This window comes from Winogradskyella helgolandensis (genome assembly GCF_013404085.1).
GTDB classification, from domain to species: Bacteria; Bacteroidota; Bacteroidia; order Flavobacteriales; family Flavobacteriaceae; genus Winogradskyella; species Winogradskyella helgolandensis.
Genome location: NZ_JABFHO010000001.1, coordinates 2,764,512 through 2,777,873 on the forward strand (window position 1 = coordinate 2,764,512; position 13,362 = coordinate 2,777,873).

Consider the following 13,362-nt stretch of genomic DNA (forward strand, 5'->3'; position numbering starts at 1 on the left):
CCTACTTGATTTATATTATAGTTTGTTACATTTTTTCTGTTTAATCGTTATGATACTATACCAACCTATTAAACTTTAAAAATGAATCAGCTCGTTGTAGAAACCAAAAATCTCAATTTTTCTTATTCCAAAAACATGAAAGATATTGAAGATTTAGAGCTCAAGGTCCCTAAGGGAAGTATATATGGGTTTTTAGGTCCAAATGGCTCAGGGAAAAGTACCACTATTCGTTTAATTCTTGGTCTTTTAAAGAAAAACTCTGGTACAGTGGCTCTTTTTGGAGAGCTTTTTAATGAACAATCGAGACTTAAAGTTTTGAATAAAGTAGGTGCCTTGATAGAAAATCCGTCTTTATATGAGCATTTAAGTGCGATTGACAATTTAAAAATATCTGCCAATTACAGACAACATATATCGTTAAGTAGAATTGATGAGGTATTAGAGATTGTCAACCTTACTAAGGCTAAAAATAAGTGGATAAAAGAATATTCACTAGGGATGAAACAACGATTAGGGTTAGCAATATCTTTATTAAGTAATCCTGAACTCATCATTTTAGACGAACCCACAAACGGATTAGATCCAAAAGGGATTATAGAAATGCGTACCCTTATCAAAGACTTAAACAAAAGGTTTGGGACAACCATTTTTATTTCGAGCCATTTGTTAAGTGAAATTGAAAAGACCTGTACACACGTTGGCATTATTAGAAATGGTAGGATGTTATATCAAGATACCGTAGCGCGTTTAAAAGCCTCTAAAGGCGCACACATCAAATTTGAAATAGAAGTGGATAAGTCTCTTGAAGCTATGACTTTACTTAAGAATTTGAACATGGAAAACATTTCTTTGCTTGATGATTTTATACAACTTGAAGTAAAAACTAAAAATGAAATTACAGACGTGATAGATGTTTTAAGAGCTGAACGCATTACTATCTATCAAGTGTCCATTAAAAACAACTTGGAAGAGCTTTTTTTATCATTAACCGAAAATTAATACGATGTCAACACTATTATATTATCCAGCAAGTTTAAAAAATGAACTTATTAAGTTAAAGCGCACATTTGCTTTTTGGCTTACCATTATTAGTGCCGTCCTTTTCCCCATATTATTTTTTATAGCCTATATTTTTGAGCGTGAAACATTAATTCCAGCAGCAGGAATAAATCCGTGGGAAAAATTTATGGTGACTCAAATTGAAAATTCCACTCCCTTTTTTATACCCATGTTTATCGTCTTAATTACGAGCTTGATCATGCAAATAGAGCATAAATCATTAGGAATAAAACATTTATTTGCTTTGCCTGTGCCCAAATCGAGTATCTATTTCGGAAAATTAAGCATTGTGATTTTAGCTATAATAGTTACTTATATCTATTACTATATAGCCATTCTTTTATCTGGTGTTTTATTAGGTTTTGTTTATCCCGATTTAGGGTTTTTAGATTTTTCACCTGAACATTTGCGATATATAACAATGTTAATGACCTCTTTTGTGGCTTCTTTTGGTATTATTGGAATTCAATTTTGGTTAAGTTTTAGGTTTAAGAACTTTGTTATTCCTTTAGGGTTTGGAATGTTTTTAGCTATTATAGGTATCATTATTTCACAAGCTCCAAAACAATCTATTTATTTTCCATATTCGTTTAGTGTTTTATCCGTTTCTTTAGGGGATAAAATGCCTTTGATTTTTGGTGTTTCTTCTGTTACTTTATTTAGTATTATATGCTTTTTAATCACAAGTGTTTTTGGTTATTTCCACATAAAAAAGTTAAATATTACGTAAGACGAGCGTAAATAATTTGATGGTTATTCACTCTGTTTGCGGATTTCCTTATATGATGTCAACCGTTTTTTATATGGCTGTTTCAATGGAGTGTTAACCTGTTTGTAAACTAATAATCGAATAGCACTATATCGTTTTTATAACCTGCTAATGTTATTAAAAATCAATGCGTTACTTTTCCCATTTAGATTAATGGTGTTGTTCAACTTTAACAAGATATTCTATTGGATTCACCAAAGCTCCAAATTGATTAAAAATAGCAACATCGGCAGCATCACGACCAAAACCAAGAATAACATAACCTCCTGGAGAGCCTATTTGAGTGGCATCAAACGTGTACCAACGGTTACCAATATATGCCTCAAACCAAGCGTGCATATCCATTGGTTGCAAGTTGTGTAAATAACCAACAACAATACGTGCTGGAATGCTTAAACTACGGCAAAGCGCAATCCCTAAATGAGCCAAATCCCTACATACGCCAAATTGTCTATCATTAACTTGAATGGCTGATAAGGGTTGATTATTACTGCCAGGCAAATACTCAATGTTTTGGCGTAACCAATTTGTAATTGCTGACACTTGGTTGTAGCCCATTAATTGGCCTTCGGTAATCGTTGCACTCATTTCACTAAAACGATCTGACTCACAGTATCTACTTGGTAATAGATAACTAAGTACGGAGTCTGGTAAATTCTGGATTTCAATAAATGGTGCACCAAAGCCTTGATCTATAAAATTAGAGGTTACAACCTCTGAAGACGTCGAAATTGAGAACATTCCAGGCTGGGCAATTAAGCGTTGACACAGATTGCCATAATTGTCCGTGAATTCGAAAACAGGTGTACTTGGAGTAATTTTATATTCCTCTCTTTCTACCCATTGTTGGCTACCACTGCGAGGCCTTAACATAAGAATAAATGGAGTTGGCTCAAAAATCTCAAACTTTAGGTCACAACTTGTACGTAAACGCATATGTCAATTTTTTAAGATTCTAATTATACCCTACAGACTAGCTTAATTATAAATACGTTAGCTCGTCATCTACTCACACAAATTTCGGTTATTTTATATTAGTAGCAGCTATTAATAGAAACTCTTAGTAATTATTTTCTACGCCTTGTTTTTATGCGATGTTGGAGGTCGTGTTTTATTATTGACCAGGTATTTCACCTTTAATCCATTGTTGTTTTTGTTTGTATCCAGAACTAACAAATAGAAAATTCTCATTTTCAAAATCAACTAGTCCTAATGCCATAACCATATATTTTTCTCCAGTTAAGTATTCTTCATTAGCGTCTTTTTGGTCAATTTTATTCAAATAGCCAACAACTCTAATTTTATCTCCAATTAAATTGTCCTCGTTTTTAAACATTAAAACAGTCCACAAATAACTATCTTCCCCTAACTCCAATTTATAAAAAGGAGTATTGTTCCTGCTGTTTTTAATCTCAAGTATTTTTCCGTCGTATGCAATCATTTCATTCGTAAATTCTTTAATCTTATTGAATTTTGATTGGTCAAAGTTTGTCGGAAACGATTTATTAGTCACTTTGGTTACTTGTCCATATGACGTTCCAATAGCCAATATTAAAATTACAAAAATCAGATTGTTTTTCATTTTTGATATGTTTTTGTATTACGTACAACATTGTTGTATAAGCTTTGTTGCGTGGTTTGCGCCATCAATTTAGTAAATATAACACGACCGCGGAAATTCTTTTGGAATTTCCGCGGTCGGCAACGATCAAAGTGATTAATTACACACCGTGTTGTAGGTGTTTTTTATTTTTTCATTTTTAATACCATTGGATATTCTTTTCCATCAATATGAGTCCATCCAGCTATTAAAATCCAATTATCGTGAACACTTAAATTTATTTCCACATCATTATGTTCCATAAAATAGAGAGCAGTTTCATAATCGTATTGATTTTTTTCGTTGATTACTATCTGATTCTTTTTTCCAAGGTCAATTCCTCGAGCATAAAATTCAGGTGGATATAGTCCATATCCAAATTCAAAATCATCGTTTTCGCATAGATTGTTAAAAACATTTTCATCCGCTTTAATTGTTAAGTCAATAATTTTATTTCCGTCAATTTCTATGGTCGAATTATCTGAATCAATTTTAAAGTCAAATTCTCCAATTGTGAACTCTTCTTTTATTTCTTCCTGTTTCTTTTTAAAGCGATTTATCATTTTTTTTAAAATTACCTGCAACGGCTTGATTATGTATAGTTACTTTGTTTTTTTGCTGCGCTCAGGTGTTGTGGTGTAATTGCGAGTGAGGAGTTTCGATATATGAACCACAGCAAGCAAAGCACTGTAGCTATTGTTAGCTACTGTGTTTTATTTTTCTAATCACATTTTTTTCAATGTCGGTTAATATGAATTCTTTTGCTAATGTATCATAGGTCAGAATTTGCATATTTCTCTGATCGACCATATCCACCAAAAAGTGTTCTGTTTTATAGGTTTGATTATGTGAGAAGATGACTTTTATGGTTTTTAATTCGCTTATTTGTAGTGAATTGATTTCGTTTTTGATATAGTCGTCTACTAATTCGTTAACTGTTGGCGCCACATATTTTGTTAGAATTATAGGTAGATTTAAATATTCTTTGCAATCAGATTTAATCTTTAATTCAACTCTGTTTTGTTTCCTGTTTGGTTTTAAGTTTACTTTCTCAATAGTAAAAACCAATAAACCAGGATTTAGATTTTTATAATCAAATACAACCTTTAAATTCTCTTGCTTTCTTTGAATACTATTTTCCGTAGCTGGCAATAATTTATTAATAGCGTCAGGAAGTATTAAATCTTTTGAATTTTTAAAGTCAAATATCGCTGAAAGTGCTTTTTCTTGGCAGTTTATGTTACCACCAAAACTAAAGTGCCATTCGGTTATGAAATTGTCGCTAGTGTTTTTTTCCGAGACGCCATATACAAAGTGAATTTTTGATTCATTGGAATACCAAGTAGGTCCTATTTTGAGTCTCAAACCGCTTTTACTTAAATCGACTTTACCACTATCCTCTTTTTGGGATAGCTCGTTGGTACTTGACGATTCTGGATGCATTTTGCAAGTGTTTAATAGTATTAGAATCGTAAAAAACATGACTGTTTTCTTCATTACGGGTCAGAATTATAGCTGCTTTGTTTTTTCGCTGCGCTCAGGTGCTGTAGCTGCAGGAACTAAGTTAATAAAAAAAACCGAACCGTTAGGGAAATACGCAGAATTTTCCTAGCAAACCCATTCTAGCAATTCATAATAAATGTTGTTGTGTTTTCGTTATTACTTAGAACCTTCTAGTAGCTTTTGTAATTCAATATCTAAATTTTTTGGAACAATTTCAACCATTTTATCTGTCTTAAAATCATATCTTTTAACCACAGAAGGTTCGGATTCATCATCATAGTGACCATCTTTGTTGTAATCTATCCCTAATCGTAGCATAATATCCTTACTGTCATGCATAAAACCATAATGAGCTATATCAGTTCCGTTATTAGATATCACTCTAAGCTCCTTGTTCTTGATGGAGTAAATATATAAGGATTTTAAATCAGATAAATTGACTACTCCGTCTTTATATGTATCCTTACTAGCAGCAGTGAAGAGTATTAATATATCATCATCAAAAACCTCTGTCCTTATTGCACCAAAGTTTACTCTAGTATCAAATAATTTCTTAGTTGTATTATTTTTTAAGTCAGAAATAATCAGATTATTGAAAGAACCATAATAATAACTTGAATATCTACTATCTGTTTTTACCTTAGCATTTGAATTCAGAAGACCAAGAACTTCTTCATCAATGAACTCAGCAGAATTTAGCGTTTGATGCCTTACAGGAATAATGTAGATAGAATTTATTGTATCAAGTAATCTAGGGAAATCATAAGAAATAACTTGCTGCCTTTTATTTTCTTTTTGTAATTCTTCAATCTTCTCGTCTGATAAGATTCCCGTATCTGATTCATTAGAGTCTATCATCCATCTTAGTTCAGAGATTCCTGCAACGATCATCATAATAAGCCCCACAAAAGCTATTATTACTAAAATAGAACCAAAAACGGCTAATAGTTTCTGATTGTAATTTTTAATTTTCTCAATTTTCATATTTGTAGGATGTTTTGAGTAAGGAAGCACAACGGTCTAGTGTTTGATTCCGTTGTGTGTTTAAGCACTAAAGTTAGCAAATAAATCACAGATAGAAAGTCTACGAGGACTTTCGTAAGTAGGCTCTAACTAGCAATGAATAATATACGGTGTTGTAGCACGTTATTCTGCGCAATATTTCAGTCTTTTAGCCACATTGTTTATTCCCAATATATTACTGAAATTACGTTTGTAACCTATGATTTTAATATCGTTCCATTTTGTATAAAGAACATTTTCACTGTCATTTATTTCGCAATTTTTATTTTTGACAAATCTACTAAATGCACTTTTTCCTTCGCAAATTATGATGTTTGGTTTAATTAAGTTGACTAAATCGTCAATCCATTTTTCCGATTTGTTATATACTTTAGTTGGTTTTAAATGACTTAAAAATTGATGAAGTTCTTTTTCGTTTTTCGTAGCAAAAAAGAAACAATTTGATTTCACGGAATTTTTTAAATCGTCACTTGTCAAACCAGCTTTGTCAAATAATTTTCTGGTCTGTTGAGCTAATCGATACTCGCCTTTTAAATATTCCGAATTTTCTAAAGGACTAAATCGTTTAACGTGTCTATTATTAGTGTTGAAAAAACCAGCACCAGGATTTATTCCGATAAACATAACTTTCGGACGAATAATTAATGGTGAGAACATTATCTGTATACCTTTATAATATTTGTCAGTTTTAGATTTTATATTCTCGTCAGATTGGAATTCCTCATAATAAGTTTCCACTTCTTTTTTTAATTCTAAATATTCAGTCGGTAATTCCAAGGATTTTGATTTGATTACGAGTTTTTTTTAATGTGCTACAACGGTCTTGTATATGGTTTACTTCGTCTGTTTGCTGCGCTCGGGTGTTGCGTTATTGCGCCACTAATTTAATAAATAAATCACAGATAGACCCGAGCGCAGCGAACCGGAGAAGCAATATTCCGCAGGAATGTTCGTAAGTCGGCAGTGACCTAGCAATTAATTATACACGGTGTTGGCAACTGTACTTATTTTTTCTTTATAATACTCTTCAGATTCTAACCCAAATAGTTCATTCCGTTCACAATCTGGATTATTTTTTATCTGTTCAATTAAATTTTCAAATGTTGCATTTCCATTACTTATAAAGTCCAATGAAAAAAACCATTCTGAAAAATATATTATTTCCGTGATTCCATATTCACACGCAATTTTCCGAAAAACTTTTCTGATTCTGTTCGTCAATCTAGATTGTTTCTTGTCAACAAAATTTAACCAAAGGCTAAATAACCAAGAAGAACCTGAGAATTCTATAAAATTTGGATTTTCAAAATGGATTCTTAATGATGATTCGTCAAACATCGTTATTTCAAAGAATTCGTTTCCTTTTGTCGGATATAAATTAGAATTATTTTTTTTCAAATCATAACGGAACTTTTGAGAATCTAAGTCAAAGTCAATTTCATTGAGAATTTCGGAAATCCTTTCTTTCTCTTTTTCTATTGATTTCGATTTTCTTAATCCTATTATTTGAATCCAAACTGCCATTCTGTTTTGGTATTGTTGCTAACGTGATTGTGTATGGTTAGTTGCGTGGTTAAGCACCTAATTTAGCAAATAAATCACAAATAGAATATTCCGCAGGAATGTTCGTAAGTCGGCAGTGACCAAGCAATTAATTATACACGGTGTTAGCTACAGTTTTTTTATTCGTTTCCACAGGCTTTCAGTTTTTAGCTTGTCAAATTTGGATTTTAGATTTTTCCATTCTTGATAATCAGCATTTACTTTTTCAGGATTTACCTGATGGACTTTTGAGTGATTGGTGACGTTTGTTAATACTTCCAATAATCCTAATCTTTTGGTCTGACTTCGGTCAATTTTGGTTGTTTTCTTAAATAAGTCCTTTAATTTTTCTTTTAGTTCAAAAGGATAGTTGCGATTCAAAAGTTCAGCTGCGCCAAGTTTATTATTTTCAATATTGGAATCGGTTAATAAAGTCCATAATTCATTGAAATTTGGCTCTGGAAATCTTACAAAACCTTGTTCTTGTTCCCAAAGGTTTTCCCAGAGATATTCACTTTTCCATTTTAGATTATTCTTATCTATATAATAATCTTTATCAGCCACAGTTTTTAACCCAAAATCTGAAGGTTTGTTTTTGCGGTTATTCCACGAAGCAAGGAAATATTTCTCGTTAAGGTTTATCAACTATCGATTTTTTTAATTGTAGCTAACGGTTTTGTGTATGGTTAGTTGCGTGGTTAAGCAACTAATTTAGTAAACTTTTACGAACCCGTGAAAATTCCGCAGGAATTTTCGCAAGTAGGCAAGAACCAAGCAATTAATTATACACGGTGTTGTGTGTAGTTCTTTTTTCATTTAGTTTACTTTTTAATTTATTCACAAATATATTTTGTCTAATTAACGTAATAATCCAATTCATTCCGAAAAGCCACAGAAAAGAAATTATTCCAAACCAATAACTTTGAGAGAATAATCCGAAAAACAAAGCCATTCCACTTGTGATATAAAACGTTCTTACTACAGAAAAAGAATACTCTATTTCTTTCATATTCTTATTTAGTTTCAAATATCCTTTGTCAACAGGCGCCATTAAATGCCACCTTCCTTGTCCGTTAAAAAAAGAATTTTCAAAGTTAATTTTTAGTTCAGAGCGTTGAGTTTTGTCAATTTTTAAACGTCTTAATTCCTTTTCAATTTGGTCAAGAATTTGTCCGCTGTTAGAATTTGAATTTAATATTCGTTTATATTTTATTTTTAATGGAAACAATTTTATCTTTTTTTAATTTAAATCACACGTACAGATTGGTTTGCATTACACACAACGGTTTTGTATATGGCTCGTAGCGTGTAAAATAGTGATAACTATTCGGTTGAGCACAAGCCAGATTTTTAAATTTTACTATTTATCTTTTTTATTGGAAATCGTCAAATTTAAAAATTTGGCGACTTTCCAAATATGCCTTAACTTCGATTAAGCAACTAATTAGCTATGAGCTATATACGTTGTTGCCCACAGTATTTTTTCAGTATATTGGTGCGTCAAATTTCACAATTATCGTATCATTCTCAATCTCAAAACCTACCCAATGGTCAAGTGAACCTCCATTTGTATAATATCCGCCACCACTAATTTCCTTTTTTCCATTCGCACGATTAAAAGTAAGTGAATATGCTCCATCAGCCTTATTCTTCTTCATTGATAAAAATTCAGTCGCACTTTTATTTGGTTCTATTCGGTCAATTTTTACTATTTCAATTCTTTCAGTCGTTGTGAATTCAACATTCGTTATCGGTTCGTTTGTGTTGTTTTTTATGTTTACTTCAATTCCGTCATCTTTAAACATAAAGCACGAACTTAAAGTTAAGCACAACATTAAATATAAAATCCTTTTCACGTCTTCTTAATCTGTTTTTATAAATTCCAAAACTTCATCCATTGTATCGCTCTTTGCGTGAACTTTTACTCGATTTCCATTCGTTTCCACAATTTCGCAATAAATTTTCTTTCCAATTACGCTACTCACGTCTTTTGGATGATATAAAATCTCTTTGTAAGTCATTGTATATTCACAATCCGAAGTCCATTCAATTGCGGTTTTCACTACAATTTTGTCATTTGGATTTGTCTCGATTTGCATATTTTCAGTCCGCACAATTTTCTCAGGCATTCCTTCTTTAGCATAGCGAAATTCGCCAGTTTTAAATTCGGCACAATTATTTTCTTGTGCACAACTGCTCAATGTTAAGAGCAGAATTATTAATGTGAAAACGGTTTTTTTCATATTGTGGGCAACGTATTTGTGTATGGTTAGTTGCGTGTTTCAGCAACTAATTTAGCAAATACAAACCGAATAGAAAATCCGCGAGGATTTTCGTAAGTAGGCGAGTACTAGCAATGAATTATACACGGTGTTGCCACACGTTTTTTTATTCATCAGGTAATAAGTCAGATGTAAATCCACTGTCTTTTCCCCATTCTTTAATTTGTTTCATTTTCTTTGTTTCCAAGAATTCTCCTGTCCAGGGATTAAATGAATAAACATTGAACTTATAAGTTATTCTCGAACGACCTTCTTTTTTTATTTCGTCTATTTGGTCTGTCAATTCCGCAATATAATATTTGAACTGTCCATCATAAAAAGTTGCTTTATTAAATCTTTCCCATTTTAAAAATTCGGAAACATTTTCTCCTTTTAATCCGTGTTTTTGTGCAATTGAAATAGCTTTTGTTTTATCAATCTCAAAAGTTCTATTTTCAGAGTTTAATTCTTCAAATCCGTTGTTGTTGAATCTGTCGTGACTCGGAATGTAGTTGCCATTTTCGTCAAGACTAATTCCAATCATTGAACTTTGCCAGTCAGAGTTTTTTAATCTGACTTGATAACGTAAAAGAAATTCAGTCGGTTTTCTTTTCATAGGTTCTGTCCAACTACCTACATAACCATCTTTATCGTAAGCATAACAATTGAAATTGAAACGCACTTGCTTGTCAAAAAACTCCTTACTATAATTAGAAATAATTAAGCTGTCAACTTTTTTTTTCATTCGTTCAAGTATTTCGTGATGCGGAAATAATTTTCTGTTCACTTCGCAAATTGCATTGTCATAATCACGAGTATATAATAATTGCTTATCGAAGTTATATTCTTTCCAAATTCCAAGTTGTTTTCCGCTTTTTCTTTTCCAACCTTCTGTGTTTAATCTCGTCGTGTCTTTTATGAAATGAACACTATACCAAACAGAATCCTTGTTTTTATAGCTTTCTTCGTAAATATGATAAACCGAATTTCTGATAATTTCAATTTCAGATGAATCCGTTGAAATATTTTCACGACTAAATTGTCCGAAGACAGAAAGTCCAGAAATAAGTGTGAAAAAAGTTAGTAGAAATTTAATGTTCATCGGGTTTTTCTCAAATGTGTGGCAACGTTGTTGTGTATGGTTAGTTGCGTGGTTAAGCAACTAAATTAGCAAACTTTTACGAACCCGTGAATATTCCGCAGGAATATTCGCAAGTAGAGAAGAACCTAGCAATTAATTATACACGGTGTTGGCAGTAGTATTTATGATACCCAAAGCATGTTTCTTTCCACTATTTTCCATTTACCATTTTCTTTAATACAATATATTATTTCGCCAGAACCACATAAGTTTCCACAAAAGAAATCAAAGTAAAAAATTGCTTTATCGTTGTTTTTATTTATTTTAAAATCAGAAAATCTAATTGACGCAATATATCTGTATTCTTTACTTTTCCAATATTCTTTATTTTGTTTTTCTAATTGTCCTAAATCCTTAATGCTATATTTTCCTGTTTGTTCTAATTTTTCTAATTCCAATTTACCTTTTTGAAATGATGTACTATCAACTAATTCAATTAAGAGTTGGTCAAAGTCTTTTGAATGTAGAGAGTCAGGATAGTATTCTCTAGGAAATGTTGATTCTTTGGTATTCCAATCTCTAAATTCCCTTTTAGGATTATTGAAATTAGAACTAATTCCTAATACTAGTTCTGACTTATCTAATTTAGGATTAGCAAAAGCTTCATCATACTTTTCTTTTTGAATATGGTGGCTTATTGAATCTTGTTTGTTCTCAGCATATTCCAATGGCATTGGTGGAATCGGAAGTCTTTCATAATAATATTCAGTTCCGACTAATTCAAGAAAGATATCGTTAAGTATATTTAGTTCAGAATCAATATTGTCTTTTTTAGATAAACAACTTACCAAAATAAAGAAAAAACTAATGTAGATAATGACTTTTTTCATATTACTTCCAACGTTGTTGTGTATGGTTAGTTGCGTGGTTAAGCAACTAATTTAGTAAACTTTTACGAACCCGTGAATATTCCGCAGGAATATTCGCAAGTAGGGAAGAACCTAGCAATTAATTATACACGGTGTTGGCAAATCGTTTTTTATTCGTACATAATTTCTATTCTCTCTTCGAGATTACCTGATAAATCTTTGATTATTTCTTTTAGAATTCCATATTTGTCATCATATTTTATCGTGTAAATCGTTCCTAAATTTTCAATATTGGTAATTCTATTTAATTCGTCGTATTTGTAATTCCAAGTTCCCATTGTTCCAGAACCGCTAACACTCATACTTTTGACACGTTTCATACTATCATATTCATAACATTTAAGAAATGCAAAACTTCTTACACTTTCATCGAAAGAATCAATGTCACATTCTTTGTCTTTTATTGAGTCTTTATAAATTCCATTAGTTGGTAAATAATAAGGTATTTTGGCAACCTTTTGGCTAAAATATAAGTCAACTTTTGTTTGTTTTAAATCAATTAGGGAATCTTTGATTAATTCTATGTCTTTCCATTTCGATTCGTCAATATTTAGATTATCATAATGTGATACAGTAATTTTAATTCGTTCTGAATTTCTATTACAACTTAAAAAAAATGAAATTAGAAGAAGAAAGGTAATTGATTTGTTCATTCGCTTAAATGTTTGCCAACGTGATTGTGTATGGTTAGTTGCGTGGTTGAGCAACTAAATTAGTAAACTTTTACGAACCCGTGAATATTCCGCAGGAATATTCGCAAGTAAGCTCAATGAAGCAATTAAATATACACGGTGTTAGCAACTGGCTTTTATTCCATTTCATATTTCCAATATAAGTTAGAATAAATTAGATAAGTAACTATTAATCTTTGCGTTTCACTTTTAAAATCTATTTTGTCTATTAATTCGGTCAATATTTTCCTGTTCGGATAGGAATTTAATTGAACCTTGTCTTTTGTCTCTAAAATAAAATTATAATGTATTTGGTCTTTGAAAGAACTCATAACACAACCATAAAATAATTCCTCAAAAAACAATACGGTCATCAGATTATTCTCAATGAAATAATGACTTGAGTTAAATTCCTCAAACTCTTTTTCAAGATAATCAGCTTGGTCAATTTCAGAGATTAAAGACAAATATCCATTTTTACTAAACTCAGATAGATGTCCTTTTTTGTTTAAATAGTGTTCAAACTTTTTAATCGAATCAAATACGCTTACCGATTTTTCTAAGTCAGATTCCAATGTATTTAGAGGGTATAAAATTCCTCTGTTAAAGGTCTTGTCATTTATGCATTTTTGATATTCAGATTCTAATTCATCCCAATCGTCGTTACAAGAGAAAAAGGTAAGGATGATTGATAAAGCGATTAATAATTTCAAATTTCAGAGTGGTTTTTCAGCTTGTTGCTAACGTTGTTGTGTATGATTTCGTTGCGAGTTTAAGCACTAAAGTTAGCAAATAAATCACAGATAGAAAGTCCGCGAGGACTTTCGTAAGTAGGCTATAACTAGCAATGAATTATACACGGTGTTGTACACCGTTTTTTATTCAGTCATTTCTTTATTATTGTTTTTAAAAATCCAAACTCCT

Annotated in this window: 17 protein-coding genes; 2 read left to right on the forward strand and 15 right to left on the reverse strand. The window is 31.4% G+C overall.

Annotated features, from left to right (window positions below; translation table 11 throughout):
• The first annotated feature begins 135 nt into the window (after positions 1 to 135).
• Entirely contained in the window at positions 136 to 999 is an 864-nt protein-coding gene (locus HM992_RS11580; protein WP_229720486.1) for an ABC transporter ATP-binding protein, read from the forward strand.
• A gap of 4 nt (positions 1,000 to 1,003) precedes the next feature.
• A complete protein-coding gene (locus HM992_RS11585; RefSeq protein ID WP_179319773.1) occupies positions 1,004 to 1,789 on the forward strand; it encodes an ABC transporter permease in 786 nt (261 codons plus the stop codon).
• A 189-nt stretch (positions 1,790 to 1,978) separates the two neighbouring features.
• Here HM992_RS11585 and HM992_RS11590 read toward each other — a convergent pair whose 3' ends face one another.
• The 15 genes from HM992_RS11590 to HM992_RS11660 form a co-directional block, all read right to left on the reverse strand.
• Positions 1,979 to 2,764 (reverse strand): transglutaminase domain-containing protein, encoded by a 786-nt coding sequence (locus HM992_RS11590; RefSeq protein ID WP_179319774.1) that lies wholly within the window; start codon positions 2,762 to 2,764, stop codon positions 1,979 to 1,981.
• A gap of 178 nt (positions 2,765 to 2,942) precedes the next feature.
• Complete coding sequence (locus HM992_RS11595; RefSeq protein WP_179319775.1) at positions 2,943 to 3,410, reverse strand: hypothetical protein; 468 nt, start codon at positions 3,408 to 3,410, stop codon at positions 2,943 to 2,945.
• A 164-nt stretch (positions 3,411 to 3,574) separates the two neighbouring features.
• Entirely contained in the window at positions 3,575 to 3,991 is a 417-nt protein-coding gene (locus HM992_RS11600; RefSeq protein WP_178985141.1) for a hypothetical protein, read from the reverse strand.
• Between the two features lie 136 nt (positions 3,992 to 4,127).
• The gene (locus tag HM992_RS11605) at positions 4,128 to 4,925 is read right to left on the reverse strand and encodes a hypothetical protein (RefSeq protein WP_179319776.1); all 798 of its coding nucleotides are present in this window, start codon (positions 4,923 to 4,925) and stop codon (positions 4,128 to 4,130) included.
• A 162-nt stretch (positions 4,926 to 5,087) separates the two neighbouring features.
• The gene (locus tag HM992_RS11610) at positions 5,088 to 5,915 is read right to left on the reverse strand and encodes a hypothetical protein (protein WP_179319777.1); all 828 of its coding nucleotides are present in this window, start codon (positions 5,913 to 5,915) and stop codon (positions 5,088 to 5,090) included.
• A 162-nt stretch (positions 5,916 to 6,077) separates the two neighbouring features.
• Positions 6,078 to 6,731, reverse strand: coding sequence for a uracil-DNA glycosylase family protein (locus tag HM992_RS11615; protein WP_179319778.1), 654 nt, complete (start codon positions 6,729 to 6,731; stop codon positions 6,078 to 6,080).
• A 198-nt stretch (positions 6,732 to 6,929) separates the two neighbouring features.
• Complete coding sequence (locus HM992_RS11620; protein ID WP_179319779.1) at positions 6,930 to 7,478, reverse strand: hypothetical protein; 549 nt, start codon at positions 7,476 to 7,478, stop codon at positions 6,930 to 6,932.
• Positions 7,479 to 7,625: 147 nt separating this feature from the next.
• Positions 7,626 to 8,141, reverse strand: a complete 516-nt coding sequence (locus tag HM992_RS11625; protein WP_179319780.1) for a hypothetical protein — start codon at positions 8,139 to 8,141, stop codon at positions 7,626 to 7,628.
• Positions 8,142 to 8,274: 133 nt separating this feature from the next.
• Positions 8,275 to 8,724 (reverse strand): hypothetical protein, encoded by a 450-nt coding sequence (locus tag HM992_RS11630; protein ID WP_179319781.1) that lies wholly within the window; start codon positions 8,722 to 8,724, stop codon positions 8,275 to 8,277.
• A gap of 256 nt (positions 8,725 to 8,980) precedes the next feature.
• Positions 8,981 to 9,301: a hypothetical protein gene (locus HM992_RS11635; protein WP_179319782.1), complete on the reverse strand. Its 321-nt coding sequence runs from the start codon at positions 9,299 to 9,301 to the stop codon at positions 8,981 to 8,983.
• A 57-nt stretch (positions 9,302 to 9,358) separates the two neighbouring features.
• A complete protein-coding gene (locus tag HM992_RS11640; RefSeq protein WP_179319783.1) occupies positions 9,359 to 9,739 on the reverse strand; it encodes a hypothetical protein in 381 nt (126 codons plus the stop codon).
• 145 nt (positions 9,740 to 9,884) lie between these two features.
• On the reverse strand, positions 9,885 to 10,859 hold the full coding sequence (locus HM992_RS11645) for a hypothetical protein (RefSeq protein WP_179319784.1): 975 nt from the start codon (positions 10,857 to 10,859) through the stop codon (positions 9,885 to 9,887).
• 161 nt (positions 10,860 to 11,020) lie between these two features.
• The gene (locus tag HM992_RS11650) at positions 11,021 to 11,728 is read right to left on the reverse strand and encodes a hypothetical protein (protein WP_179319785.1); all 708 of its coding nucleotides are present in this window, start codon (positions 11,726 to 11,728) and stop codon (positions 11,021 to 11,023) included.
• Positions 11,729 to 11,877: 149 nt separating this feature from the next.
• Positions 11,878 to 12,420 (reverse strand): hypothetical protein, encoded by a 543-nt coding sequence (locus HM992_RS11655; RefSeq protein ID WP_179319786.1) that lies wholly within the window; start codon positions 12,418 to 12,420, stop codon positions 11,878 to 11,880.
• Positions 12,421 to 12,575: 155 nt separating this feature from the next.
• Positions 12,576 to 13,151: a hypothetical protein gene (locus tag HM992_RS11660; protein ID WP_179319787.1), complete on the reverse strand. Its 576-nt coding sequence runs from the start codon at positions 13,149 to 13,151 to the stop codon at positions 12,576 to 12,578.
• Between the last annotated feature and the right edge of the window lie 211 nt (positions 13,152 to 13,362).

Excerpts from the sequence above, each read along its gene's own strand:
- HM992_RS11655 (WP_179319786.1), bottom strand. The coding sequence starts at position 12,420 with ATGAACAAATCAATTACCTTTCTTCTTCTAATTTCATTTTTTTTAAGT.
- HM992_RS11650 (WP_179319785.1), bottom strand. The coding sequence starts at position 11,728 with ATGAAAAAAGTCATTATCTACATTAGTTTTTTCTTTATTTTGGTAAGT.
- HM992_RS11605 (WP_179319776.1), bottom strand. The coding sequence starts at position 4,925 with ATGAAGAAAACAGTCATGTTTTTTACGATTCTAATACTATTAAACACT.
- HM992_RS11585 (WP_179319773.1), top strand. The coding sequence starts at position 1,004 with ATGTCAACACTATTATATTATCCAGCAAGTTTAAAAAATGAACTTATT.
- HM992_RS11635 (WP_179319782.1), bottom strand. The coding sequence starts at position 9,301 with ATGTTTAAAGATGACGGAATTGAAGTAAACATAAAAAACAACACAAAC.
- HM992_RS11600 (WP_178985141.1), bottom strand. The coding sequence starts at position 3,991 with ATGATAAATCGCTTTAAAAAGAAACAGGAAGAAATAAAAGAAGAGTTC.
- HM992_RS11620 (WP_179319779.1), bottom strand. The coding sequence starts at position 7,478 with ATGGCAGTTTGGATTCAAATAATAGGATTAAGAAAATCGAAATCAATA.
- HM992_RS11640 (WP_179319783.1), bottom strand. The coding sequence starts at position 9,739 with ATGAAAAAAACCGTTTTCACATTAATAATTCTGCTCTTAACATTGAGC.
- HM992_RS11645 (WP_179319784.1), bottom strand. The coding sequence starts at position 10,859 with ATGAACATTAAATTTCTACTAACTTTTTTCACACTTATTTCTGGACTT.
- HM992_RS11595 (WP_179319775.1), bottom strand. The coding sequence starts at position 3,410 with ATGAAAAACAATCTGATTTTTGTAATTTTAATATTGGCTATTGGAACG.
- HM992_RS11580 (WP_229720486.1), top strand. The coding sequence starts at position 136 with ATGAAAGATATTGAAGATTTAGAGCTCAAGGTCCCTAAGGGAAGTATA.
- HM992_RS11610 (WP_179319777.1), bottom strand. The coding sequence starts at position 5,915 with ATGAAAATTGAGAAAATTAAAAATTACAATCAGAAACTATTAGCCGTT.
- HM992_RS11590 (WP_179319774.1), bottom strand. The coding sequence starts at position 2,764 with ATGCGTTTACGTACAAGTTGTGACCTAAAGTTTGAGATTTTTGAGCCA.